Source organism: Sphingopyxis granuli, from assembly GCF_001559015.1.
Lineage (GTDB): Bacteria > Pseudomonadota > Alphaproteobacteria > Sphingomonadales > Sphingomonadaceae > Sphingopyxis > Sphingopyxis granuli.
In genome coordinates this window covers 203,688-229,237 of the sequence record NZ_CP012199.1, presented here as the reverse complement: position 1 = coordinate 229,237, position 25,550 = coordinate 203,688, and the positions used below count along the sequence as shown (strand labels likewise).

Annotated in this window: 25 protein-coding genes and 1 pseudogene; 23 read left to right on the top strand and 3 right to left on the bottom strand. The window is 65.6% G+C overall.

Features of this window, described 5'->3' with window-relative positions; genetic code table 11:
* Positions 1 to 10: 10 nt before the first annotated feature.
* Positions 11 to 1,027 (bottom strand): nucleotidyl transferase AbiEii/AbiGii toxin family protein, encoded by a 1,017-nt coding sequence (locus tag SGRAN_RS01095; RefSeq protein WP_012561404.1) that lies wholly within the window; start codon positions 1,025 to 1,027, stop codon positions 11 to 13.
* Positions 1,020 to 1,616, bottom strand: coding sequence for an AbiEi antitoxin N-terminal domain-containing protein (locus SGRAN_RS01090; RefSeq protein ID WP_013912751.1), 597 nt, complete (start codon positions 1,614 to 1,616; stop codon positions 1,020 to 1,022). Before SGRAN_RS01090 ends, SGRAN_RS01095 begins: the two co-directional genes overlap by 8 nt.
* 281 nt (positions 1,617 to 1,897) lie before the next feature.
* Here SGRAN_RS01090 and SGRAN_RS01085 point away from each other — a divergent pair, with 281 nt between their 5' ends.
* The 15 genes and pseudogenes from SGRAN_RS01085 (at position 1,898) to SGRAN_RS01015 (ending at position 20,995) form a co-directional block, all read left to right on the top strand.
* Positions 1,898 to 2,665 carry an ArdC family protein gene (locus SGRAN_RS01085; protein WP_455363799.1) on the top strand — a complete coding sequence of 256 codons (768 nt, stop codon included), beginning with the start codon at positions 1,898 to 1,900 and terminating at the stop codon, positions 2,663 to 2,665.
* 154 nt (positions 2,666 to 2,819) lie between these two features.
* Positions 2,820 to 4,211: a tyrosine-type recombinase/integrase gene (locus SGRAN_RS01080; RefSeq protein WP_081796380.1), complete on the top strand. Its 1,392-nt coding sequence runs from the start codon at positions 2,820 to 2,822 to the stop codon at positions 4,209 to 4,211.
* Positions 4,208 to 5,995, top strand: coding sequence for a hypothetical protein (locus SGRAN_RS01075; RefSeq protein WP_067179944.1), 1,788 nt, complete (start codon positions 4,208 to 4,210; stop codon positions 5,993 to 5,995). Before SGRAN_RS01080 ends, SGRAN_RS01075 begins: the two co-directional genes overlap by 4 nt.
* On the top strand, positions 5,992 to 8,199 hold the full coding sequence (locus SGRAN_RS01070; RefSeq protein ID WP_037485793.1) for a hypothetical protein: 2,208 nt from the start codon (positions 5,992 to 5,994) through the stop codon (positions 8,197 to 8,199). Before SGRAN_RS01075 ends, SGRAN_RS01070 begins: the two co-directional genes overlap by 4 nt.
* A gap of 57 nt (positions 8,200 to 8,256) precedes the next feature.
* Positions 8,257 to 9,159, top strand: coding sequence for an ArdC family protein (locus tag SGRAN_RS01065; protein WP_037485796.1), 903 nt, complete (start codon positions 8,257 to 8,259; stop codon positions 9,157 to 9,159).
* 56 nt (positions 9,160 to 9,215) lie between these two features.
* A pseudogene (locus SGRAN_RS01060) lies at positions 9,216 to 9,452 on the top strand (zincin-like metallopeptidase domain-containing protein); the annotation flags it as partial.
* On the top strand, positions 9,449 to 9,820 hold the full coding sequence (locus SGRAN_RS01055; RefSeq protein WP_012561401.1) for a DUF2958 domain-containing protein: 372 nt from the start codon (positions 9,449 to 9,451) through the stop codon (positions 9,818 to 9,820). The pseudogene SGRAN_RS01060 and the gene SGRAN_RS01055, both read left to right, overlap by 4 nt.
* A 177-nt stretch (positions 9,821 to 9,997) precedes the next feature.
* Positions 9,998 to 12,133 carry a ParB/RepB/Spo0J family partition protein gene (locus SGRAN_RS01050; protein ID WP_012561400.1) on the top strand — a complete coding sequence of 712 codons (2,136 nt, stop codon included), beginning with the start codon at positions 9,998 to 10,000 and terminating at the stop codon, positions 12,131 to 12,133.
* 56 nt (positions 12,134 to 12,189) lie between these two features.
* The gene (locus SGRAN_RS01045; protein WP_012561399.1) at positions 12,190 to 12,411 is read left to right on the top strand and encodes a hypothetical protein; all 222 of its coding nucleotides are present in this window, start codon (positions 12,190 to 12,192) and stop codon (positions 12,409 to 12,411) included.
* Positions 12,412 to 12,519: 108 nt separating this feature from the next.
* Positions 12,520 to 13,077, top strand: coding sequence for a hypothetical protein (locus tag SGRAN_RS01040; RefSeq protein WP_012561398.1), 558 nt, complete (start codon positions 12,520 to 12,522; stop codon positions 13,075 to 13,077).
* Positions 13,078 to 13,140: 63 nt separating this feature from the next.
* A complete protein-coding gene (locus SGRAN_RS01035; protein WP_067179938.1) occupies positions 13,141 to 13,557 on the top strand; it encodes a hypothetical protein in 417 nt (138 codons plus the stop codon).
* Entirely contained in the window at positions 13,550 to 14,194 is a 645-nt protein-coding gene (locus SGRAN_RS01030; protein WP_012561396.1) for a hypothetical protein, read from the top strand. The genes SGRAN_RS01035 and SGRAN_RS01030 overlap by 8 nt, the downstream gene beginning before the upstream one ends.
* Positions 14,195 to 14,351: 157 nt before the next feature.
* Positions 14,352 to 18,683: a bifunctional class I SAM-dependent methyltransferase/DEAD/DEAH box helicase gene (locus SGRAN_RS01025; RefSeq protein WP_067179936.1), complete on the top strand. Its 4,332-nt coding sequence runs from the start codon at positions 14,352 to 14,354 to the stop codon at positions 18,681 to 18,683.
* A complete protein-coding gene (locus SGRAN_RS01020) occupies positions 18,683 to 19,723 on the top strand; it encodes a DUF7146 domain-containing protein (RefSeq protein ID WP_012561394.1) in 1,041 nt (346 codons plus the stop codon). The genes SGRAN_RS01025 and SGRAN_RS01020 overlap by 1 nt, the downstream gene beginning before the upstream one ends.
* A 345-nt stretch (positions 19,724 to 20,068) precedes the next feature.
* On the top strand, positions 20,069 to 20,995 hold the full coding sequence (locus SGRAN_RS01015; protein WP_012561392.1) for a DUF2493 domain-containing protein: 927 nt from the start codon (positions 20,069 to 20,071) through the stop codon (positions 20,993 to 20,995).
* A 263-nt stretch (positions 20,996 to 21,258) separates the two neighbouring features.
* On the opposite strand, the gene SGRAN_RS01010 is transcribed toward SGRAN_RS01015, so the two are convergent.
* Positions 21,259 to 21,558, bottom strand: a complete 300-nt coding sequence (locus SGRAN_RS01010) for a hypothetical protein (RefSeq protein ID WP_012561391.1) — start codon at positions 21,556 to 21,558, stop codon at positions 21,259 to 21,261.
* 225 nt (positions 21,559 to 21,783) lie between these two features.
* On the opposite strand from SGRAN_RS01010, the gene SGRAN_RS22480 reads away from it, so the two are divergent.
* The 8 genes from SGRAN_RS22480 to SGRAN_RS00980 all read left to right on the top strand — a co-directional run bounded on the left by SGRAN_RS22480 (position 21,784) and on the right by SGRAN_RS00980 (position 25,542).
* Positions 21,784 to 21,951 carry a hypothetical protein gene (locus tag SGRAN_RS22480; protein ID WP_012561390.1) on the top strand — a complete coding sequence of 56 codons (168 nt, stop codon included), beginning with the start codon at positions 21,784 to 21,786 and terminating at the stop codon, positions 21,949 to 21,951.
* A 136-nt stretch (positions 21,952 to 22,087) separates the two neighbouring features.
* Positions 22,088 to 22,528, top strand: coding sequence for a hypothetical protein (locus SGRAN_RS01005; protein ID WP_012561389.1), 441 nt, complete (start codon positions 22,088 to 22,090; stop codon positions 22,526 to 22,528).
* 566 nt (positions 22,529 to 23,094) lie between these two features.
* Complete coding sequence (locus SGRAN_RS01000) at positions 23,095 to 23,421, top strand: DUF736 domain-containing protein (protein WP_026782237.1); 327 nt, start codon at positions 23,095 to 23,097, stop codon at positions 23,419 to 23,421.
* Positions 23,422 to 23,612: 191 nt separating this feature from the next.
* Entirely contained in the window at positions 23,613 to 23,861 is a 249-nt protein-coding gene (locus SGRAN_RS00995) for a helix-turn-helix domain-containing protein (RefSeq protein ID WP_012561387.1), read from the top strand.
* A 110-nt stretch (positions 23,862 to 23,971) separates the two neighbouring features.
* Positions 23,972 to 24,232, top strand: coding sequence for a DNA -binding domain-containing protein (locus SGRAN_RS00990; RefSeq protein WP_012561386.1), 261 nt, complete (start codon positions 23,972 to 23,974; stop codon positions 24,230 to 24,232).
* A 133-nt stretch (positions 24,233 to 24,365) separates the two neighbouring features.
* Entirely contained in the window at positions 24,366 to 24,671 is a 306-nt protein-coding gene (locus tag SGRAN_RS23215; protein ID WP_244396124.1) for a transcriptional regulator domain-containing protein, read from the top strand.
* Positions 24,577 to 25,131: a DUF2285 domain-containing protein gene (locus tag SGRAN_RS00985; RefSeq protein ID WP_012561385.1), complete on the top strand. Its 555-nt coding sequence runs from the start codon at positions 24,577 to 24,579 to the stop codon at positions 25,129 to 25,131. Before SGRAN_RS23215 ends, SGRAN_RS00985 begins: the two co-directional genes overlap by 95 nt.
* A 129-nt stretch (positions 25,132 to 25,260) precedes the next feature.
* Positions 25,261 to 25,542: a helix-turn-helix transcriptional regulator gene (locus tag SGRAN_RS00980; protein ID WP_012561384.1), complete on the top strand. Its 282-nt coding sequence runs from the start codon at positions 25,261 to 25,263 to the stop codon at positions 25,540 to 25,542.
* Positions 25,543 to 25,550 lie beyond the last annotated feature (8 nt).

Genomic DNA, 25,550 nt, shown 5'->3' with positions numbered 1-25,550 from the left:
CCCCACTTCTTTATTTTGCTGCGCGATTTACCCGGTCGGCGATGTCTGCGCATCGCTCGATCAGCCTCTCAAAGGGCTCGGCGTCCTTAAGTAGCAGCCCGTCTTCCACCATATGTTCGTAATCCGAGGCCAGCGCCGTGCGCGCCTCGCCGCTCGGCACGAGCCGCAACAATCCGTTGACGGCGGCCTCATAGTCGACGGGCGCGCCGTCCGCCGCCTTCTCCGCGAAGAACATGCTTTTGTGCCGTGCTACCGCCAGGGCGAGATCTCGATCAGCCGCGGCCGCGTCGGCAATCCCGGCGTCATCCAGGCGGACCACGTCATGCCAATGGCGAGCGAACCGCTCCCCGCGAAGCCGTTCCTGCAAGCAGAAGACGTGGATCGCGGTTGCCTTTTCCCAAAAGGTCCGCTCGGCGTGCATCACGCGCGGCGACGCCGCGGGGAACGTCACGCCCTCGACCAGGCCCGTCGCATCGCAGACCACATCACGCACGCTGGCCGGTTCGCCGGTCGAGCGGGCGCCGAATTCCAGCATGACGCTTGGCGCGACATAACCGGAGCCGGTAGAGGTCGCTTCATAGTCGATGAAGAGTTTCTCGCCGTCGACCCGGGTCGCGGCCGACACGCCCTGCGCTCCAATGGCGTCGATGAGCAGGGGCTGCACCGTGCCCGAAATCCACTCCGGCAGGCGGTGGCGCACCGCTTTCGACCAGCGCTTCTCTTCGCTGCGCGTTGCCGGCAGGGCCTCGCCATTGTCGCCCACCAGATCGGGCGCGATCGCTCGGATGTCGTAGGTCAGATCGACATCTTCCGAGAAGCGCTGAATGACGCCGTAGGCTTTTGAAAGCGATGTCCCGCCCTTGAAAACGAGATGGTCGCCGAGCGCGGAGCCGAAAACGGTTTGAAGGGCCCAGACGACCCAAACGTCCTTCTCGAGCAGATGGGCGGGCCGCCCTGAACGATCGGCGGCCACGCCCAGCGCGTCACGACGGTCCGCCGCCGACAGGGACAGAAAGGGATCAGCCATGGGCCGCCTTGCCGACGCTTCGGGCAAGCCAGGTCGGAAACTGCGGCGCGGCGGCCACCAGTTCGCCGAACGCCGACGGTGGGAGCTTTCGTTTCAGAGCCTTCAGCGCCGATTCCGCTTTCTCCGGCCCAAGCCAGGCTAGAGCGCGAACCGCTTGGCCTGAGGGGCGATCGGCGAGCGCAAGCTGCCAGCGTGGCGCATGGCGCAATTCCACGAGCTGCTTGCCCAAGGTCATAGTGCGGCTCCGGCCCGACGTCAGATAAACAGAGCGAACCGGCACCTGCGTCGTCAGCCCCAGCGCATTTGCGGCAGCCGCGCCGTTCGGCACGATGACTTCCCCGCGCTGCACCGCCAGCGCCTCGATGGCCTGTTCCACCGAAGGCGCGCGTGCTCCAAACCGGCTCTTGATCGGACGCAGATACACGCCGCGCCCGGCACGGATCAGATGCCCTCGTTCTGCAAGACGCGACAAAGCCTGGTCCACCCCAGCGCGGCTGCCGAGGTGGAGAAGGCTCTTTGCCGCCAGCGGCGTTCCTTCCGGCAGCGTCTCGGCGAGCGCCAGGATCTGTTCGGTCAGACGTTGCACCATCATTCTCCTGTCAGAAATATATGCGAGTTTCTGACATTTTTCAACGGCCACAAAGCTTTCAAACTCAACCCAACCGTCCTTCGTAGCTCCGGTCGCCACGAGGGATCGATTGAAGGGGGAAAGCCTTCCCCTGCGGCCGAGCCACGGTCTCGGCCGACCCCTTCTGCGGGGACACCCCGCAACGCCCCGAGAGTGAGAGTGCGGACGGATCTTCCGTGACGGGTTGAGGGCTGGGAGAGAGGCTCCCGGCGCCCGTCGTGGAGTTTATCCCGATGGCCAGAATGGATCGCGCCGCGCGTCGTACCGGCGACCGCACCAATTTCTATGACGACGTCACCAACAAGATCATCGCCGAGCTGGAGGATGGTCGGCTTCCCTGGGTCCAGCCTTGGGGCACGGCCGCGGCCAAGGCGCCGCTCGCCATGCCGAGGAACGCGGCGACCTCGCGCCAGTATTCCGGCATCAACGTCCTGATCCTCTGGGGCGCCGTCATCCAGCACGGTTTTCCTTCCCAGCAGTGGCTCACCTTTCGCCAGGCGCTCTCGCTCGGCGGGAACGTCCGGAAGGGCGAGCATGGCACGACCGTCGTCTACGCCGACCGCTTTGTGCCTGACGATGAAAAGCGCCGCGCGCGCGAGGCCGGCGAAGAGGCGACCGCCATTCCATTTCTGAAGCGGTTCACGGTCTTCAATGCGGCGCAGTGCGAGGGGCTGCCCGAGAATCTTGCCGTCGAAGCGCCGCCCCCGGCGTCGGGCATGATCGAGCCAAGGGTCGAGGCGCTGATCCGGGCAACGGGAATCGACTTCCGCATCGGCGGGAGCCGTGCCTTCTACGTTCCCGCCCACAACTATGTGCAGGTGCCGCCGCCCCAGGCCTATTTCGAGCCGATCAATTGGCACCGGACCGCGCTGCATGAACTCGGCCACGCCACAGGCCATGCTTCCCGCCTCGGACGTGATTTCTCCGGCGCGTTCGGAACGAAAAAGTACGCGTTCGAGGAATTGGTGGCCTTATCTGGACAGTCTGCACCGTGCCTGACGCACCATTGAACGGTATGATTTGGCGCAACGCAGGGGGGCATCAGGCCGGATGAAGCGCTATCCATAAGCTGGCGTAATCCGGCCTGATGACCACCGTCCCGCAGGCGCGCAACGGGTGCGTTCTGGATTCGGGGAGGGGGTCCGGGGGAGGGACTGGCAAGCTGTGGATATTTCAGGGGCCTTGATCGTTATCCAGGAACGCCGCGCAGCGGATGGCCTGGACGCCTACATTCCGGTGATCCTGCGCGAGGAGGCGATCTATGATCCGGACCTCGATCGCTTCTTCCTGGACCTGCCGCTGAACGGCGCGCGTTCGCGCCACTCGCTGCGCGCGCATGGCTACGATATTCTGGTCTGGGTTCGTTTCCTGGGCTCGGTCCGTGGCAAGACTGTCTGGCAAGCCGATGCCGATGATGTCGGTGCTTATTATCGCGCGCGCCGGCGCAGCGATGCGGAGTTCCGGATTTCCGCATCGACGTGGAACCGGGCGATTGCCTCGCTGGACAAGCTATACCGCTGGGCCGCAGTCGAAGGCTTGGTCGAACGCACCCCATTTACCCACCGGCAGGTGTGGCGAAGATCATACGGGGGCCGTCGCGCTGCCATTGCCGGTCGCAACGAAGCCTACGAGCGCGCTGCCCGCCGGTCCGATGTCCGCTTTGTCGATCTGGCCGACTACCAGGCCTTTCGGGACGTCGGACTGCGTGGCCTGACCGTCGAGGGAGCCGAGCGCCCCGGAGCACGCGACCGCAATGGTGCGCGCAACGCGCTTTTCGCGGACCTGCTGGTCACGACCGGATTGCGGCTCGAAGAAGCTTCCTTCCTGCTCGCCGCCGAGATTCCCGTTGGGGATGCGCGCGCAGAGCGCCAACGCCGGGTCGAGCTTCCAGCGGCGCTGACCAAGGGTGATCGCGGCCGTACCATCCTGCTGCCACGCCGACTGCTGTCGGCATTCGATGCCTACATGGCGGTTGAGCGCGCTTCGGCCGTCTCCAAGTTCACGGCGCGCAGAGGCTGGGATGCCATCGAACGCCCGATCTTCATACATCGCCCACCACTGCTGCCGACCGTGATGCATCTGGTTGGCGGCGGCACTATGGATATGGAAGTCGTCACCCCCGACGAGCGGGCAAGGTTTGTCATCTGCGCCGACGATGGCACGCCATGTGAAGCTGCCGTCCTGTGGCTTACCGAGGTCGGGCATCCTGTGCTCCCCAACTCATGGGAAGCGATCTTCGCCCGGGCGAGCCGCCGCTGCGCGGATGCGGGCATTCCCGTTCGCGTCAGCCCCCATCAACTCAGGCATTCCTTCGCTGTTCACATGCTGGCGATGCTGATCCAGCGCCGCCTCGCCGAAGCAGCCGCACCGGCAGGCGCCATGGAAGGCTATCGCCAGTTGCTCGGCGACCCGCTTCAGCAGGTGCAACGCCTGCTCGGCCATTCCAGTCTTTCCACCACGTCGATCTATCTCGATCATCTTGCTACCCGCGCCGATACCGTCGATGCGGCGGTCGAAGAGTTGCTTGCGCGCGTGCCGGGATACCTCCCGGCATGACCGGCTCACCCAGGAAGGGGCGCAAGGTCAGCTTTGAGCAAGACGGTGCAACGCAGGGTGCCGATCCCTGGGATCAGGTCAGTGCGCTGCGCTTCACTATCGATCCCCCATACGGCGGCGGGGTGCTGGTCGATTTCACCACCCTGCGCCCGCGTGGCCTCGCGCTCGCCTTTGCCCGCGGCCTGTTCTCGTTGGTTGCGCCGCGCGGGCCGATCATCGTGCGGACGACCGTCAAGGCCTATACCAACACACTGCCGCGCTTCTTCGCCTACCTCGCGACGACAACGGACCGGATCGATGGCCCTGCGGACCTGCGCGCCCGTCATATCGACGGCTTCGAGGCCTGGCTCGAAGCTGCGGGCAAGTCGCGGGTGCATCTTCCCACCGTGGTCGCCAAGATCGTTGCCGTCCTTCGCCGGATCGCTACCGATACGGCGGGTGCCATCCACCCCGAGCTTCGCGAGCGGCTGCGCTACGTCAGTTCGCACCCCCATGTGAGGCCGCGGCCGCGCGATGCTTACAGCCCGTTAGTCGCCCGCCAGCTCCGCGACGCGGCACGCGCCGACCTTGCCGCCATCGATGCGCGGTTGCGTGCTGGCCCCCGGTTCGACGAAGTTCCTGAGATCGAGGCTGCGACCCGAAGAGCCCATACGGCCATCGAAGCACGCGGGGTGCTGTACTATCGCGATGCCGAGTGGCAGGCGCTCCACCGGCGATTCCGGAGCCGCAACATGCCGGCTCCGGACATGAACATCAGCCTTCACGCAGCCCATCACCTCACGGCTGCCGATATCGTGCCGCTGCTCGTTCTGCTCTCGCTGGAGACCGGGCTTGAACTCGAGTGCTGCAAGACGCTCACCATCGATTGCCTGCGCAATGCCTCGGGCGGAACCGTGGACATCGCCTATATCAAGCTTCGCGCGCACGGCGCTGAACACAAGACTATCCGGGTGCGCGACGGCGGCTCGACCACGCCGGGCGGCCTGATCCGGCGCATCATTGCACACTCGGCCAAGGCGCGGGCGCATAATCCTTCCGATTGCCTGTGGGTCTATTATCAGCACGGCGAGATCGCCGACGGCATTCGCCATCCCCGCTCGACCATCGACGCCTGGACTGCTCGGCACGGTATCGTCGATGATGCAGGCACGCCGCTCTATCTGCGCCTCTCCCAGCTGCGCAAGACGCACAAGGCCCTTTGGTACCTCAAGACCGAAGGACACATGACCCGCTTTGCTGTCGGGCATACGGTCGAGATTGCCGCGCGGCATTACGCCGATGTCCCGTCGCTGCGGCCATTGCACGAGCAGACCGTCGTAGATGCTCTTGAGGAAGCTGTTGCAGGTCCGCGGCTACTGCCACCGCTTGAGGAAGCGCAGCTACGCGATTCCGTTACAGACCCCGATTTCCGCGGCACTGACGATACCATTGCGCTGCTCGACGGCGAGCAGGACGTCTGGCTCGCGAGCTGCGCCGGTTTCTATACCAGTCCGTTTAGCACCGCCGGATCGCCATGCCCGACACCGTTCTGGGGCTGCCTCGATTGCCGCAACGCCGTCATTACCGCGCGCAAGCTGCCCGCCATCCTCGCGTTCCTGGCCTTCATCGACGAGCAACGCACCGCGATGGGCCAGGCCGAGTGGGCCGCCAAGTTCGGCCATGCCCATGCACGCATCGCCCGTCAGATCCTGCCCGCTTTCGGCGATGACGTTGTGGCGCAGGCCCGCACGCAGATCGCAACTCATCCTCCCGCGCTCTACCTTCCGCCTGAGGCACGGGCATGACTGCCATCGCGTCACAGACCACAGCGACCGATGATCGTGATGCCTTGCCGGTGCTTATTTCCGGGGCCCTGCGCCCCGGCTTCGATCGTGCGGACCTCTCGTGCTACGGCGATCCGAGCTGGGACCTCTCGCCCGGCGTGTTTCGCGACAATGCAAGGCGCTGCCACGTCACCGTGCATTTCGGCGGCATCGAAGATCCCGCCATTGCCGATGCGCTGCGCCAGTTCCTCCATGCACGGCTCAACACCGACCTGCCAGGGCATCGCCGCAAGCTTGAGCCGGCGGCGGTGCGGGGCGAGGCGAACCGGGCCCTGCGCTTTTTCAACTTCGTGAAGGCGGAGCTTGGCCGTTTCGATCTTTCACCGGTCGATCAGCCACTCGTCGACCGCTTTGCGCGCTCGTTGCGCACCGCCGGGCTGCGTCCGGTGGCAGCTGCAGATTTGCTGCGCGTGATCTTCGACCTCCACGAACTGCGTCGGCACCTGCCGACTGCGCGCCTTTCCTTTGAGCCATGGCCGGAACGCAACACGTACTCTGTGGCAGGTGCCAGGCACATCGCCGGCGAGAACCGGACGCCGCGCATTCCCGAAGAGATCATCACGCCGCTTCTGGCCTGGTCGCTGCGCTACGTGACCCACTTTTCTGGCGATATCCTTGCCGCGCGCGGGGAGCTTGATCGCCTCGAAGCGAGGCGCAACCGGTTGCTCGCACAGGAGGCCGGACTCGATCCCATCATCCGGCGAGCGCGGCAGCGCCGGCGCCTCAACGCATACATAGCAACCTTGCGGCGACAAGGCCGCGGTATTCCCATCTGGACCAACTCCCACAATGGTACGACGCGGACCGATCAGCGGACCGGCGAGGTCACGCCGCCGATAAACTACCATCTGATGCACCTGCACGCCGGCATCGATGCACAGTCCGAGCCGGCCATGCATCTTGGACTGACCACCGGTGCGCCGGACCTGATTGCGGCTGCCATCGACGAGCTGGGCACGGAAGATGGCGGCATGGATACGCCGATATCGCTCGACCCGACGAGCAGCTTGCCATGGCGGCCTCGCTTCGATGCGAAGGCGCTCGCGCTGGAGGAAGCCATGCTTCAGGCTGCGGCCTATGTCGTTTGCGCCTACCTCTCGGGCATGCGCGACAGCGAGTTGCAGGCCATGCAGCGCGGTTGCCTGCAAGTGGTCAGGGCCGAAGACGGCGCCATCCTTCGCCACCGCATCCGGTCGATCGCCTACAAGGGCAAGCTCGGTCGCGGCGAGGAGGCCGAGTGGGTGACGATTGCACCGGTCGCCGAAGCGGTGGCCGTGCTCGAGCAGCTGTCCGCGCGGGCCGGACGCGCACGCGGGACCACGACGCTGTGGCCGGTCCTCGCGCTCAGGGTCAACACCAAGACCCATGTGTCCTCGGAGATTGTCCGGCAACTGAACCGCTTCCGCGACCATCTCAACGATCGGTTCGGTTCAGATATTGCCCCGGTCATTCCCCTAGGCCCTGCCGGGGTGCCATGGCGGATCACCACCCGGCAGTTTCGCCGCACCATCGCCTGGCATATCGCCAACCGCCCCTTCGGCACGATTGCCGGCATGATCCAGTACAAGCACGCCAGTGTCGCCGCGTTCGAAGGCTATGCCGGGAGCAGCCGGTCGGGTTTTCGCGGCGAAGTCGAGGCGCAGCGGGCACTCGGCCAGATCGACGATATCCTTGTCTATTTCGACGAGCGGCAAGGTGGCGCGCGCCTTGGCGGCCCTGCTGCATACCGCGTGGGAGCAGCGCTGGATGACGCCGCCGATCTGTCACCGCTTCCAGCCATGATTGCCGACCGGGCGCGTCTGCGCACGATGCTCGCAAGTCTCGCGCGGACCTTGCACGTCGGGCCGCTGGCTGACTGCTTCTTCGACCCCGCTACCGCGCTCTGCCTCAACCGGATCACCGAACCGGGCCCGCCCGCGCCGATGATCGCCATGTGTGAGCCGGTCCGCTGTCCCAACGCCTGCATCGCTGAGCGGCATCGTCCGGCTTGGCAGCGCGGGGCCGACGAGGCGCGCGCACTGCTTTGCGAGAAGCGTCTTCCTGAGCCGCAGCGCGTCACGCTGCAAGCAGAGGTGGCACGGATCGAAGCTGTCCTCGCCCAGATCGCGCCAGGTGCCGCCACACCGGCTTGCGGTGTGGCGGGAGAGGAGAGGGGCCGATTTTAGGGTGACGGATTGAAGGAGCGGGAAAGAGATTCCCTCCGGCCGTCGCGGAGATATCCCATGACCCGGACCCATCCGACAGCCGAGCGCGCCGACGTCTATTCCCGCATCACCACCCAGATCGTTGCCGCCATAGAAGCCGGTGCCGGCGACTGGCGTATGCCCTGGCATCACGACGGTGCGGCCACCACGCGGCCCCAGAACGTGACCTCGCGCAAGCGCTACCGGGGAGTAAATGTGCTGGCATTGTGGATCGCTGCTGAGGCCAGCGCATATTCCAGCGGGCTGTGGGGCACCTACCGTCAGTGGGCCTCGCTCGGGGCCCAGGTCTGCAAGGGTGAGCACGGCACCACCGTCGTGTTCTGGAAGCAGGCTGCATCGCGCGCCGAGGATGATCGTGATGACGCAGAGGCAGGTCCTGGCCGCATGTTCGCCCGCGCGTTCACGGTGTTCAACCTTGCCCAGGTCGAAGGATACGAGCCCGAGCCGGTGGCACAACTGCCCGAGAGCGAGCGCTTCGGACACGCTGATGCATTCGTCGAGGCACTGAAGATTCCGATTACGGAAGGCGCCTATGATGCCCACTACCGGATCGACCTTGATCGCATCTTTATGCCAGGCTTCGCCAGTTTTCGCGATGCATCGGCGCACATGGGCACCCTGCTGCACGAGGCGGCCCACGCCACAGGGGCCAAGCACCGGCTCGACCGCAACTTCGCGGAGCGGTTCAAGCGTGACAGTCTTGCGATCGAGGAGATTTGCGCCGAGCTGACCGCCTCGTTTGTCCTCGCTGACCTCGGCATCGCGCACCATCCGCGCCCCGACCATGCCGCTTACGTCGCCTCCTGGCTCCGGGCGCTCAAGGATGATCCGCGCGCAATCTTCACTGCCGCCAGCAAGGCTCAGGCCGCCGCTGACTGGATGCACGCTCAGCAGCCTCAGTCCGAGGAGATCGCAGCATGAAACCGGGTCGGGAAAATGCTGCTGGAATTCACATTGGGGCTGGACTGTCAGGATATATCGCCGAGATGAACGCCGCCTTTTGCTGCGCCTCACTCGGCATCGTCCCGACCGTCCGCCACGCCGATTATATAGGCTCCTGGCTCGAGGTTCTGCGCGAGGACAATCGCGCCATCGTGCGCGCCGCAAGTCAGGCGAGCAAGGCCGCCGACTGGCTGCTCGCACACCTTCCCGAAGCGGACGCCGGAGATCGCCTCGAGGCGAGCATTCCCGATTGCGACAGGAGGGCGGCATGATCCTCCTGACCGACGAACTGCGTAAGCCGCTACTCGCCAATGGCCGCCGGCGCGATACCGACCATGTGCCGCTCGTAAAATTCTTCAACCCGCTGGGTGAAGGCGTCTGGCTCGCCACCGAACTGGACGAGGATGGCGACACGTTCTTCGGGCTGGCCGATCTCGGTAACCCTGAGCTTGGCTCCTTCTCGCTGCAGGAGATGTCGTCGCTCCGCCTGCCGTTCGGCATGGGGATCGAACGGGACATCCTCTTCACGGGGGATTTCCCGCTCTCCGTTTGGGTGGAAGCCGCGCGGCAGGCCGGCAGCATCCGGGCGGCAGAGCGCATTCTCTATCAGGCCGCTCGGTCACGGCACGGCGGCCATTGACGCGCAAATACGTGAAGGCGTGAAGTCGGCTTTGAGGCTTTGCGCTTCCACGCGGCGATAGGCTTTCCTGAAGCGTTCGCGGTTCGGGGTGAGAGAGTAAGAGGGGGAACGGGATTTTCGTGACGGGTTGGAGGCCGAGAGAGAGGCTTTCGGCCGCCCGTCGCGGAGTACATCCCGATGGCTACTGCCGTTCAGAAGATCACCTTGTCGTCCTCACGCGACATCCCCTTCAACAAGCTGGTGCTGAGTCAGTCCAACGTCCGGCGCGTGAAAGCCGGCGTCTCCATCGACGAACTGGCGGAGTCCATCGTCCGCCGCGGCCTCATCCAGAGCATCCATGTCCGTCCCGTGGTGAACGCCGAAGGTGCGGAGACCGGCATGTTCGAAGTCCCCGCCGGCGGCCGCCGCTACCGCGCCCTCGAATTGCTCGTGAAGCAGAAGCGCCTCGCCAAAACCGCACCGGTCCCCTGCGTCGTCTCTGACTCCAAGGCCGATGTGTTGATCGACGAGGTGTCGTTGGCCGAGAATATCGAGCGTGCGCCGTTGCATCCGCTCGATCAGTTCCGCGCCTTCCAAGCCATGCGCGACAAGGGCATGACCGACGAGGCCATCGCGGCCGCCTTCTTCGTCCCGCTCCAGGTGGTGAAGCAGCGCCTGCGGCTCGTCACCGTCTCGCCCGCGCTCCTCGACGTCTATGCCGAAGACGGCATGACCCTCGAACAGCTCATGGCCTTCTCGATCTCGGAAGACCACGCGCGTCAGGAGCAGGTGTGGGAAGCGATCAGCCATAGCTGGTCGAAGGAACCCTATCAGATCCGCCGCATGCTGACCGAGACCACGGTCCGCGCCTCCGACAAGCGCGCGGTCTTCGTCAGTATCGACGCCTACCAGGCCGCAGGCGGCTGCATCCTGCGCGACCTGTTCCAGGACGACGACGGCGGCTGGCTGCAGGACCCCGTTCTGCTCGATCGACTCGTCGCCGAGAAGCTCAAGACCTGCGCCGACGAGATCGCCGCTGAGGGCTGGAAATGGGTCGATGTGGCCATGAGCTTTCCCTACGGCCACGATCATGGCCTTCGCGAACTTTCTGGCACGATCGTCGATCTGACCGAAGAGGAGCGCGCAACCCGCGAAGCCTTGCGAGCCGAGTATGATCGGATCGAGGAGGAATATTCCGAGGCCGACGAGCTGCCCGACGACATCGATCAGCGCCTTGGCGAGATCGAGCAGGCACTGGAAGCCTTCGAACGGCGGCCCGTCACCTACGATCCGGCCGATATCCGCATCGCCGGCGTTTTCGTCAGTCTCGACAGCGACGGCTCGCTGCTGGTCGAGCGCGGCTATGTGCGGCCTGAGGACGAGGCGCCGGTCGAGTCCGACGGCGATGACGATCAGACCGACGCCGATGGCAGCAATGCGCCCGCTGTCCAGCGCGCGGTCATCACCATCGGAGGCCAGCCCGCCGAGCCCGAGGAGGACGACGACGACAGCCTCAAACCCTTGCCCGAACGCCTCGTGATCGAGCTGACGGCCCATCGCACGGTGGCGCTGCGCAATGCGGTGGCGGAAAATCCGCAGGTCGCCATGACCATGTTGCTGCACAAGCTGGTCAGCGACACCTTCCGCCACACCGCGCCAACGGGCTGCCTCGAGGCCAGTGTCCGGCACATCTTCTTTCCGGCTCAATCCGACGAGTTGAAGGAGAGCGACTCCGCCCGCGCGGTCAACGAGCGGCATGAACGCTGGGGCGATCACGTCCCGGCCGACGACGAGGCGCTGTGGGCCTGGCTGACCCATCTCGACGATGGATCACGTATGGACCTGCTGGCCCTGTGTGTCAGCTACGGCGTCAACGCGCTCTTCGAGCGGCCGAATCCGCATTCAGGTTCGGGCGTGAGCCGCCATGGCCTCGACGTGCGAATGGCGCAGGCGGACCGGCTCGCTCGCGAAACCGGCCTCGACATGGTCGCGGCGGGCTGGCGGCCGACCGTGGGCAACTATCTCGGCCGTGTCACCAAGCCGCGTATCCTCGAAGCCGTTCGCGAAGGCGCCGGCGAGAGGGCCGCGCAGCTCATCGACCACCTGAAGAAGGGCGACATGGCCAAGGAAGCCGAGCGCCTGCTGGCCGACACCGGCTGGTTGCCCGAGCCGTTGCGGCTCGCCTCGCTCGACGGCGAACAGGCCAACGATGCCGGGGAGCAGACGGACGGCGGCGATGACACGGCGCTGCCGGACTTCCTCGCCGAGGATGGCGAGGAGGACGATGGCGCCGATGCCGAGGACGAGGAAGCCGGCCTGGTCGCAGCCGAGTGAACACGACAACGGGGAGCGGTCTCGGCCGCTCCCCGTATTTCTTCAAGGAGATCATCATGCCCGTTATCAACGCGCTGACGACGCGCCGCGTCGTGTTCCAGTATCTCGTCCCCGTCCATGTCGAGGTGGAGGACGGCCTTGTCACCCGCGTCACCGTGATCGACGAAACCCCGGTGCGCGATCCCGCCGTCGTCGAAGGGGACGCGACCTATCTGGCCGCGGCGGTCATTGCCTCCGACGACGGTCAGGCGTGGCCCTCCTGGTCCTTCGGCTACTGACGGGATCGGCTTCAGCACCGGCGATGAGAGGGAGAGTTTGGGCCGGTCTGCCGTGACGGGATAGCAGGTGGAGGAGAGGCCTCCGTCGCCCGTCGCGGAGTATTCCCGATGACCCATGCCAGTACTGCCCCCTTTGTCTCGATCGGTCAGATCCTCGCGGAGAAGGTGCTGCCGCCACTTCACCGCGCGCAGAAACTCCCGCTACGCGTCTCCTGCCTCGGCACGATCAGCTATGCCGGGGCCACCGACGCCGACTGCCGTGACCGGACCATTCCGCTCGGCGACGCGGCGTCCCCTGAAGACGCCATGACCTTTGCCGCCATGCGCGTCGCGCGCAACGACATCCTTATCGGCCCGGATGACACGCTTCATTTCCGGCCACGGTTGATCGTCGTGCAGGATAACGCGCTGGGCCTGGTCCTCGCCGGTGACATCCGCGCCGGCGTCATCCTCTGGCAGCACCCCGTCGCCAGCGACCGCGAAGCCTGCCGCATCGTCGCCGAAGCGAGCCGGATTCGGGGCCTGGCCTTCGCCGCCTCCGGACGCGGCGATCACGGATCGGCGCGCGACCTTCGCTACCAAGCCTCCCGCCTTGAAGCGCGTCTGGTCGATCCGCTGTGGCGCGAAATCGCCACCGATCTTCTCCGGCTGCCGCAGGCGGCCTGACCCCGTCCCATTCCTTCAATCAGCCCGGCCTCGCGCCGGGCTTTGTCGTTTCAGGAGCCTGCCATGGCCGACTTTTTCACACATTTTTCCTGCCTGCTCGACGTCGGCACCCCCGACAATGCCGCGCGGGCACTCGACCTCTACAACACGCTCTCCGAAGAGGGCGCGTCGGAGGAGCCCCCGTCCGATGGCTTCCTGCTCTCGATCCAGCCCGAGCATGGCGGGAGCAAGCTCTGGATGCGCGACGACGTCACCGGCGATCCCGAACGCCTGATCCAGTTCGTGAAGCGCTGCGCCGCCGAGTTCACACTGACCGGGCGCTGGGGCTTCCAATACGCCAACACCTGCTCAAGACCGCGCGTCGACGCCTTCGGCGGTGGCGCGCATGTGCTCGACCTCGCCACCGGCGAGACGGTGGCCTGGACCTACACCAGCGGCTGGCTCGCCGACGTGCTCGACGGAGGCGATCCCGATGCCTGAGGTCATCGAAACCACCGTCTATCGGCTCGGCGAACTCTCCGAACCGGCCAAGGAGACAGCGCGATCATGGTATCGCGAGAACGGCGTCGAGCACGATTGGTTCGAGTGCGTCTATGACGATTTCGTCCGCATCGGGGAGCTGCTCGGCCTGTCCTTCAAGACCCGGCCGGTCCGGCTCTATGGTGGCGGCAACCGTCAGGAGCCTCGCATCTGGTTTTCCGGTTTCTGGAGCCAGGGCGACGGCGCCTGTTTCGAGGCCTATTATCGCTATCGCAAGGGCGCGCCGAAGGCGCTGTGCGATTACGCCCCTCAGGACGAGACCCTGCATCGCATCGCCGACGCGCTGCAAGCCGTGCAACAGCGCAATTTCTTCCAGCTCCGCGCCGAAACCACGCATCACGGGCGCTACTACCATGAATACTGCATGTCGGTTTCCGTGGAGCGCGACAGTCCGACCTGGCAGCCCCTGACCGACGGCGCGGAAGACGCCGTCACCGAGGCGCTGCGCGATCTCGCCCGGTGGCTCTATCGCCAGCTCGAACGCGAGTATGAGCATCTGACCTCCGACGAGGCGATCGACGAATCCATCGCCGCCAACGACTACACCTTCACCGAGGCCGGTCGCCGGTTCGGTTGATACCCAAAGCGCCCAGCCTTCGCGGTTGGGCGCTTTTTTCATGTCAGCCATTGCGAGTCCCTTGAGAGGAAGAGGGCGGCCGGAACGGGGCGAGTCCGGGCGGTTGAGAGAGAGCGCCGCGCGGGCTTCCCGTATCCGCTCTCCCGAGGCATTTCCCATGACCCTGGCTTTGACATCAGCGGCGGCCGACGCCGCCGCATCCCCTCCTGTCGTTCCCGTTCCTGCAGCAGAGGTCGCCGCGTTCGGCGCGGCCCTGCGTCTTCTGACCCACCTCGAGCGAGGCGAGCGCATCGACGCCGCTGCGCTACGCAGCGCGATGGAAGCAGCGTTCGGCGCGTCGGACACGACCGGCGCCTGGATCTGGAAGACGGCTTATGACGCCTGCGAGGCTGCGACCGTCCTCTTCCTTCAGAAATACGGCAAGGCGCTTTTCCGCAAAGCCGCTTCTCCGGCTGCACGGCTTTCCGCCATCACGAAAATCACCGGCCTCCTGCCGACGCACACGCGCCGCTCCGAGGAAAGTCAGGCATTGCAGCAATTTTCGACGCCGACGCCGCTTGGGCTCGCCGCCGTGACCGCGGCCGCCATTGCGCCGGGCGACCTCGTGCTTGAGCCGTCGGCCGGCACCGGGCTGCTCGCAATCCTCGCCCAGATCAGCGGCGGCGAACTTCTCCTCAACGAGCTGTCCGACGCCCGCGCCAATCTGCTCGCCGCTCTCTTCCCAGCCATCGCCGTCTCGCGTTTCGACGCGGCCCAGATCGACGATCATCTCCCGCCGACCCACGCGCCCGCCGTCGTCATCATGAACCCGCCGTTCTCGGCCATGGCCCATGTCTCCGGCCGCATGAGTGATGCCGCCTATCGGCATGTCGCCTCGGCCCTGGCGCGTCTCGCCGACGGCGGCCGGCTGGTCGCCATCACCGGCGCGAACTTCGGGCCCGAAATCCCGGCCTGGACCGACGCTTTCAGGCGGCTCCAGAAGTGTGGCCGCGTCGTCTTCACCGCAGCGATCGACGGCTCGGTCTACGCTCGGCACGGCACGACGATCGAGACCCGGCTGACCGTCATCGACAAGCTCCCGGCTGACGATCCGGCCGTCTTCCCGGCCTCTGCGGGCGTTGCGCCCGATGTCGCGACTCTGCTCGGCTGGGTCGAGGCTCAGGTCCCCTCACGCCTCGCTGCCGCTACGCCGTCAGCCCCGCCTGCCGGTCCGGCCGCTCCACCGCGCATTGTGCGCGGCTATCTCGCGCGCGCCTCGGCGGCTCGCCCAGCCGCGTCGCTCGCCATTGAGCCGGAGGGGGCCGAACTCGCCTATGAGACCGTCGACTGGACGCCGCCCGAGGGCGCGCGTCTCACCGAGGCGATCTACGAAGAATACGGGTTGCAGTCGATCCGCATCCCCGGCGCACAGGCGCATCCGACCAAGCTCGTGCAGTCGGCGGCCATGGCCAGCATCGCGCCGCCCAAGCCGAGCTACCGGCCGATGCTGCCGGCGAACATCTGCGATCTCCTGTCCGACGCCCAGCTCGAAACCGTCATCTTCGCCGGCGAAGCCCATTCCGACTTCCTCGCCGGATCATGGACGGTCGATGAGACCTTCGATCTGGTGAAGGCTGCTCCCCCCGACGCCGAAAACGCCTTGCGCTTCCGGCGCGGCTACATGCTCGGCGACGGGACCGGCGCCGGTAAGGGCCGCCAATCAGCGGGCATCATCCTCGACAACTGGCTGCGCGGCCGCCGCAAGGCGGTCTGGGTCTCGAAATCGGACAAGCTGATCGAGGACGCGCAGCGCGACTGGTCAGCGCTCGGCATGGAACGGCTGCTGGTCACGCCCCTCTCGCGCTTCCCGCAGGGCAAGCCCATCACCCTGTCGGAAGGCATCCTATTTACGACCTACGCCACGCTACGCTCCGACGACCGCGGCGAGAAGGTTTCGCGCGTCCGGCAGATCGTCGATTGGTTGGGCTCCGATTTCGATGGAGCCATCATCTTCGACGAGGCGCACGCCATGCAGAACGCCGCTGACGGCAAGGGAGAACGCGGCGATGTCGCCGCCTCGCAGCAGGGCCGCGCAGGCTTGCGCCTCCAGCACGCCTTGCCGAACGCGCGCGTGACCTATGTCTCCGCCACCGGCGCCACCACGGTCCACAACCTCGCCTATGCGCAGCGCCTCGGCCTCTGGGGCGGCGAGGACTTCCCCTTCGCCACCCGCGCCGAATTCGTCGAAGCCATCGAGGACGGCGGCGTGGCGGCCATGGAGGTGCTCGCGCGCGATCTGCGTTCACTCGGGCTCTACACCGCCCGGTCGCTCTCCTATGACGGCGTCGAATACGAGCTGATCGAACACCAGCTCACCGGCGAACAGCGCGGCATCTACGACGCCTACGCCGGAGCCTTCGCGGTCATCCATAACAATCTCGATGCGGCGATGCAGGCCGCCAACATCACCGGCAGCGACGGCACGCTGAACAAGCAGGCCAAGTCCGCCGCTCGCTCGGCATTCGAGTCCGCCAAGCAGCGCTTCTTCGGCCATCTGCTCACGTCGATGAAGACGCCGACGCTAATCCGTTCGATCGAAGGCGATCTCGATGCGGGCCATGCTGCCGTCATTCAGATCGTCTCGACCGGCGAAGCCTTGATGGAACGTCGGCTGGCGGAGATTCCGACCGATGAATGGAACGACGTGCGCGTGGACATCACGCCGCGGGAATACGTCCTGGACTATCTCGCCCATTCCTTCCCGGTGCAGCTCTACGAGCCCTTCACCGACTCGGAGGGCAATCTGTCGTCGCGTCCCGTCTATCGGGATGGCCAGCCTGTCGAGAGCAGGGAAGCCGTCGCCCGTCGCAACGATCTGATCGAACGGCTCGCATCGCTCCCGCCAGTCCCTGGCGCGCTCGACCAGATCGTGCAGCGTTTCGGAACGGAGACGGTCGCGGAGGTGACGGGCCGATCGCGGCGCATCGTGCGCAAGGGCCATCGCCTCGTCGTCGAGAACCGCGCGCCATCGGCGAACCTCGCCGAGACCAGCGCCTTCATGGACGATCAGAAGCGCATCCTCGTCTTCTCGGACGCGGGCGGCACCGGGCGTAGCTATCACGCCGCACTCTCCGCGCGGAATCAGCGCCTGCGCGTTCACTATCTATTGGAACCGGGCTGGAAGGCGGACGCCGCCATTCAGGGCCTCGGTCGCACCAACCGCACCAACCAGGCGCAGCCACCGCTGTTCCGACCGATCGCCACGGATGTGCAAGCGGAGAAGCGCTTCCTCTCCACTATCGCCCGCCGCCTCGACACGCTGGGCGCGATCACGCGCGGCCAGCGCCAGACCGGCGGACAGGGCCTGTTCCGGCCCGAGGACAATCTGGAATCGACCTACGCGCGCGATGCCCTTCGCCAGCTCTATCTCCAGATCGTGCGGGGCAAGGTCGAGGGCTGCTCGCTCCAGCGTTTCGAGGACGCCACCGGCCTGAAACTGATGGATGCCAACGGCATCAAGGATGAGTTGCCGCCGATTACGACCTTCCTCAACCGGCTGCTCGCCCTCACCATCGAGCTGCAAGGCATCCTGTTCACCGCCTTCGAACTTCTGCTCGAGGCGAAGGTGGCGGGCGCGATCGCCAGTGGTGTCTATGACATCGGACTGGAGACGCTGACGGCGGAGAGCTTCGTCGTCACCAAGCGGACCACCATCTACACCCATCCCGCGACGGGGGCGGAAGCGCGTCTTCTCAGCCTTGTCGAGCGCCGCCGCAATCGGCCGACGTCGACGGAGAGCGCGCTGGCTTGGCTGGACGATCCGCATGCCCGGCTGCTCGTGAATGAGCGCTCTGGCCGAGCCGCCGTACAGATTCCGGCGCCGTCGCTCATGCTCGATGATGGCGAGATTGAAAGCCGCGTGCGGCTGATCCGGCCGATGGAGCAGCATCACGCCTCGCTGAAAATGATGGCCGACAGCCACTGGCGGGAGGTCGATCGCGAGGCCTTCGCCGCCATCTGGCAGCGCGAGGTGTCGGAGGTCCCGACTTTCGCCGAGAGCACGATCCATATGGTCAGCGGCCTGTTGCTGCCCGTCTGGAAGCGCCTGCCCAACGAGTCGACGCGCGTCTATCGCCTTCAGACCGATGACGGCGAGCGCATCATCGGCCGACGCGTCTCACCGGCCTGGGCCGCCAACGCTGCCTCGACCGGCGCGACCAACCTCGGCGTGGAGGACGCCCATGCGGCCCTGATCGACGGCCGCACCATTCTCGACCTTGCCGAAGGCCTTCAGCTTCGCCGTGCCCGTGTCATGGGCGCGAACCGCATCGAACTCTCCGGATTCACGGACGCGATGCGCGACCGGCTGCGGAGCTACGGGCTGTATAGCGAGATCATCTCGTGGAAGCTGCGCTTCTTCGTGCCCGTCGACGCTACCGGCCCGACCATCCTCGGAAAGCTGCTCGACACCTATCCGCTGTCGCGCATCTCCGAGCGGGAGGCGGCATGATGGCACGGATCGACGCCTCCGATCTGGCGCACCGTCTCGGCCGGCAGGCCGAGGCGGTCTGCCGCCACTACCTTTCCAACGGTCGCCGTCAGGGCGGCTATTGGCAGGTTGGCGACGTTCGCAACGCCAAGGGCCGCTCGATGTTCGTGCGGCTCCGCGATACGCCGAAGGGCCCAGCGGGCAAATGGAACGATGCGGCCACGGACGAGCATGGCGACCTGCTCGACGTGATCCGGGAATCGCTCGGCCTCATCGACTTCACCGATGTCGTCGAAGAAGCGCGCAGCTTCCTCAGCATGCCGCAACCCGAACCACGACCGGCGCCATCACGACAGGGCAGAGCGCCAGCCCCATCGGGATCGTCTGAGGCGGCGCGCCGCCTCTTCGCCATGTCGCAGCCGATCGCGGGCACCATCGTGGAAACGTATCTCCGTAAACGCGGGATTACGGCTTTGCACGGAACCGGCAGCCTGCGCTTTCATCCGAGATGCTATTACCGGCCCGAGGATGACGGCCCGACCGAAACCTGGCCGGCGATGATCGCCGCGGTCACCGATCTGGGCGGCACGATCACCGGAGCCCATCGTACCTGGCTCTCGCCCGACGGCTCCGACAAGGCGCCGATCGACACGCAGCGCAAGGCAATGGGCGATCTGCTCGGTCATGCCGTCCGCATCGGCGTGCCCGGCGATGTGATGGCGGCCGGCGAAGGCATCGAAACCATGCTGTCGTTGCGTCAGGTCATGCCCGACATGGCGATCGCGCCCGCGCTCTCGGCGGCGCACCTTGCCGCCATCCTGTTCCCGTTGACGCTTCGCAGGCTCTACATCGTCCGCGACAACGATCCGGCAGGAGACGGCGCGCGGGACAATCTGATCGAACGCGCCAATGCGGCCGGGATCGAAGCGATCGTGCTTTCGCCGGTGCTCGGGGACTGCAACGAAGATCTGCGCCTGCTTGGACTCGATGCGCTCCGGTCGGGAATCCGCGTGCAGCTCGCCCCCCAGGACGTCGCTCGCTTCATGGCGATCGCAGCATAGCCGGTATCTGAAAGCGAGGCGGTCCGGCGCCGCCTTGCTCCCTGGCTGCTGGACCCGTCAGAGGGATCACGCCTCGGCCTTCGAGAGGGCGATCGGCCGTCAGCCGGGCCGGATCGGCAATGGCTGCGGCCGACGATTTTCCGGCGGCGCATGTCCACCCCACGCGGCAGGCCGCGCGGGGACCCCGAACCCGCGCCTTTCCATCGCGAAACAAAATCGGCGGCCTACGCGATCCTCCGCTGACGCTTCGGCCCTGCGCCTTGCTCCGGGTGCAGGTCCGACCCGCCCGACGGCTTCGTCGCCATGAAGGCCGCGACGGTCGCGGTCCAACCGACGGAGCATCCCATGAACGAGCACGACGACTTCGAACCGCACCACGACTCGTCTCCCACCAACGACATGCTGCAGGAACTCCAGCTCTACGGCTACCGCCCCTCCGAGGACGAACCCGATCCCCGCCCGGTTCCGGAAGACCGCGTCATCGAAGGAGCCGTCGCAGACATCTTCGACGCCCTCATCGCCACCCTGGCCGACACCAGCCTCGATCACGACCTCAACGAACTGCTCTGGTCGACCGTCAATATGTTCCACCGCGCCGTCAGCCGCGTCGAAGATACGCTCGACGACAACGAACAGGGCCAGAAGCGCCTCCAGCGCGAACAGGACGGATCCGAGGTCAAGTCGCTGCAGCTCGAGAACCTGATCGACATGGGCAAGAGCCTGATCGAACGCCGCGACAGCCTGGAAGTCTTCCGCGAAAGCGCCGCCGAGCATTACCTTCGCGTCACCGGCTCGCCGTGGTCGCCCCGGACCGGATCACGGGTCAACCATCGCCATCTCACCGCCGCGATGATCGACAGCCGCGACTTCCTCGCCGCCAAGCGACGCGCGGAAACCGAGCTGCTGGTTCCGGCCGGGCCGAAGATCGCCTTCTCCGGCGGCGACACCACCGACCACCAGGCCATCTGGACCAAGCTCGACCAGATCCACGCCAAGCACCCCGACATGGTGCTGATGCACGGCGGTACGCCCAAAGGCGCCGAGAAGATCGCCGCCCGCTGGGCCGACAGCCGCAAAGTGCCGCAGATCGCCTTCAAGCCCGACTGGACGAAGCACGGCAAGGCCGCGCCCTTCAAGCGCAACGATCAGATGCTGACCGTCATGCCGATCGGCGTCGTGATCTTCCCCGGAACGGGCATTCAGGACAATCTCGCCGACAAGGCCCGCAAGCTGGGTATTCCGGTCTATCGGTTCGGATCGGGCGGCGCGTAAGCGCCGCCCTCGGCTGTTGCCTCCAACCGACGTCGACGTGCCCGAAGGTCGGAACTCCGCCATGCCTCGTGTAAATCAATGCAAATCAGGCGCAGCAACCGGGTTGGATATTTCTGATATCTTGGCATCTTGGCGCGATGCCGGACCTTCTACCATTCCCAGATGACTTCGCGCCGGACCTTCATCTCTCCGAGACGTTCCGGCGAAACGCCATGTCTCAACTCGACTGCGCCGTCTGGGCGGCCAAGAAATCCATCGATAGCCTAGCCCTTCACTCGATCGCCATCGCCACCGAGTTGTTGCTCAAATCTCATCTGCTCCGCACCGCAAGCACCGACGCCTGGAACCGTGCGCAGATCGGTCACAATCTCGATCGGGCAGCCCGATACGCCGAACGCGCCGGTCTGAACCTGCCATCCCGACTCGCGCTCGTTGTCGATCAGCTTCATCCGTATTTTCAGCGCGGCGGATTTCAGCGCGGCGGTCCGCGAGCCTGGCCGGCGGGATTTGCGGATGATGCCTGCGACATTGTGCGTGAACTCGCTCAAACGGTCTTTGATCATGCACGTCAGGACGCCCACGGCTCCTGAAGCGAAAACGACCACACCCCATTGCGCTGATCCTTGGTCCGGCCGCGGGCCTGACGCCATCAACCCGTAAAGGGTCGGACTACGCGAGACGCGTGCCGCCGCTCCGGCTGCGCCTGCGCGGTGATTGCGGCCCACGGCCGGACACTTCGGGCGCCTGTCAGCGGGGGATGGTCCTCCGCTCAAACAGGAGCCGGAGCAATGTCCTTCCCCGACGCCCACGCCTACGCCTTCAGCCTCGCCACCACCTTGATGGCCGTCATCGTCATCTTCCGAGCCGGCGACGGCACTCTCTCGGTCACAACCGCCAACGAGTTCGACGGCGATGAAACCGAGATCGTCAGTGAGATCGATCCGTTCGCCCCATGACGGGGCGACGGCCGTCCGGCCAAAGCGGATACCGATAGGTTTCCGTTCCCGACGGCGCTATTCCCTGCTAGAATAGAGCAGCGCCGTGGTGGTGGTGGAGGCGCGACCGTCAGACCATTCTCACGGAGAAACCACCATGATCTTCCTTGGCATTCTTCTCAGTTTCGCCGCCATTGGCTTCCTCTGCTGGCTGCTCTTAACGCTTGCCGTCTATGCGCTCCCGTTCTTCGTAGGCGTGAGCCTCGGCATGTGGGCGTATGGCACGGGCGCCGGATGGCTCGGCGCGATCATCGTCGGCTTCGTCGGGGCTGGTCTCACCTTCGGCGTCGGCCAGTTCCTGCTCGCCACCGTCCGCCCGATCTGGGCGCGCCTCCTGATCGCCATCGCCTTTGTCGCGCCTGCGGTGATCGCGGGTTTCCACGCCACCCATGGCGTCGTGAAACACACCATGCCGTCCGAGACCTGGCAGATCGTGTTCTCGATCATCGGAGCTGTCGCTGTCGGCGTGACCGCCTTCGCGCGGATCATCGGCATGGCGGCCTCCGACCCTTCGGCGGGCCAACTGTCTCGCGTCTGATGCGGAAAGCCGTGAACGGCCCCGGCTAAGAGAGATATCACGTTCGTGTCCTTTCGGATGGCACAGAGCAGGCGAGCGCACGGAATGCCAAGGCGAGTCCCGGGCAGGCGGCCGCGTATTGAGCGGATGGGGGAGCAGCGTTTGTAACGGCAAGCCGACCATCTCCGGCGAGCGGTGCGATCTTGCTGTTGGCGTCTGGGACAGAGGTTGCGTGCGATGGCCCGGAATGAGGCGATGGAGTCGGTGACGTCCGGCGAGTCTTTGGCGGCAGCGTGTGGCCTGGGTCTCCGCGTTCTGTCCATTCAGCGACCGCTCCATACGGCCTCTTCAATGGCCTGATCTGGCCGAAGGACGGCTGCGCCTCGAGCGCCTATGCCACAATGGCGCGTCGCGACTTTCTTCCCCTGCCGGCTGCGCCGTCATTCCTCGCGAAACAACAAAGTCGCGCCTGCGCCATCCTCCGCGGTGCTCCGGTCGCAAGCGATGTGTCGTCGCCCGCCTCCGGCCTGCCGATCGCCATCGAGGCCGCAATGGTGCGGGCTCGAAAATGGATACGGAGACCTACAATGGCCACCATCGGCACCTTCAAGAAGACCGCCTCGAACGAATACACCGGCGACATCGTCACCCTCAGCGTCCAGGCCAAGAACGTCCGCATCGTCCCCGACCTGCGCGCCAGCGGCGAGAACGCCCCCAGCCACCGGGTCCTGGTCGGCCGCGCCGAAATCGGCGCCGCCTGGTCCAAGCGCTCCAACGAGGGCCGCGAGTATCTGGGCCTCAAGCTTGACGATCCGAGCTTCAACGCCCCGATCTACGCCAACCTCTTCGACGACGAGGACGGCGACACCTTCTCCCTCATCTGGTCCCGGCCCAACGGCCGCCGCACCGACTGAGGCGGACAAAGCCCCGGCCGAAAGGCCGGGGCCGCCACCGCATCTCGACCGAATCACCCGCGTCATCAAACGATAGTCCGAGTCGCGCACCGGCGTCGCCGATGCTCATTTCTGGTGACGTCGCGATCAAGAGCGACTATTGTAGTCGTAGTTCTGGAGTGCGTATTGGCCCTGATGGGCGGTGATCATGCATGATCACCGCCCGACAATCACGGGCCGCGCGCGCGTTGCTGGGTTGGACACAGGAGACGCTCGCTGACAAGGCCCAGGTATCGCTGACCGCGCTCAAGCGCCTCGAATCCGAAAGCGGACTCGAGGTGTACGAGACCACGCGCGATCAAGTTCGCAGGGCGCTTGAAGCAGCAGGCATCGTTCTCCTGTCAACTGACCGAGGACATGGAGTGCTGCTCGTTGACGATCGCGGAAATCGAAAGACGTGACTGGTTGCAGCAAAGAGCTTTCGCCGAGTCAGTATCCGTCGTTTCTCGAGAGACCTCCATCCCGCATGAAATCCAGCGAGAAAATGGGCTCAAGTTGAGCGAGCTACGCCATGGTTGTTCCCTTTGACGATGATCCGCCCTCCGGCCAGGAGCTGACCGACTACGACAGGTCGCACATCAAGCTCTATATGCGCCTGCTTGATGCCACTGCCGACGGCGCGGATTGGCGGGAAGCCGTCGAAATCTTGTTCGGCATCGACCCGCACCGCGACCCCGAGCGCGCGCGTCGCGTCCACGACGGCCATCTGGAGCGCGCACGCTGGATGACGCAGATCGGATATCGGCTGCTTCTGCGCGAAGGCTGCAACTGACTGGCATAAACGGGCGCTTCGTCATCGCGGTGCCGCCGCGGCACCGCGCGGTGCCGGCTCTCTGGCTTCCCACAACCTCCATGCGAGGGAATCAATTCTCGCTCGACTTGCGCAATCCAAGGCGGGGTTGAATATGAGGCCCGATACTTCTCGTTGGAGAGAGACACCCACTTACGACTACTTCGATCAGCTTGCGATCGAGGGGCTGGCGTGGGAGTGCCTGCGGCGACACGAACCCTACCAACGAACCTATCGCCAGATCCTGGAAGAGACGGACGTGGCCGAGCCGCTGCCATTGGAAGCACAGCAACAGTGGGGTTTGCGATTTCCCCGCACGGCCGGGTTTGTCCGCTCTGACACAATCCGTCCTCTGGTCGCCTGCCGTCGTCCCCTCCGTTCTCACGCTGGCGCCGGCTCCAGAACATCTGTCGCTCGGTGAAGCGCCTCCGCTTAGCCCGCTCGATATCACCCGCGACAGCCCTGAAGGAGAACTCGCTTTCTATGGCGGCGATTCTCCCCTTCAGACTCTCATGATGCCCGGCAGCGACCCGACAAAACCCGTCGTCGCAATGATCCCGTTCGATGCCGATATGCTCGGCCGGATCGAGACGCTAACGCGACTCTGGCGCAGCCTTCGCGGCCAAAGACCGCCGCCCGATACGCGGATGACCCAGCAGCAGCGCCGTCGTCTTCGCCGAATGATTCAGGCGGCCGACGGTCACATGAACGGCGCGAGCTATCGCGAAATCGCCATAGCGATTTACGGCGAGCCGCGCATTTCGGCCGAGTCGTGGAAGACCTCGCCTCTACGCGCCTCGGTGATCGGCCTGGTCAAAGGCGGCCTCGACGCCATCAACGGCGGGTATCTCAATATGCTTCGTCACCGCCGTCGCTCGTGATCGCCCTGAGGGGTGAGGAATTTAGCTCCGCAAGTTCCTCATCCCTCCCGTCGCCCTTCCTTCGCCACCGTGGTCGTTGTTCGCCGCTGAACCGCAGCGGCTTCCCGCAACACCACGGAGGCCCGATCCATGCGACCCGATACCGCCGTTCTACCGCCACGCTTCCTGCGGACCAAGGAAGCCGCAGAATTCCTCAGCCTTTCAGCCCGCACGCTGGAGAAGCACCGCACCTACGGGACGGGCCCGGCCTATCGAAAGCTCGGCGGCCGCGTCGTCTATTCCGTCGACGACCTTGAAACCTGGGCCGACCGTGGCGCCGTCACCTCGACCTCCGACCCGCGCGGTTCGGTCCTTCCTGCCAAACGCCAGACGCCATCGACGGGCCAGCCCGTCGGTCGCTTCGCACGCTGATCGCGCCC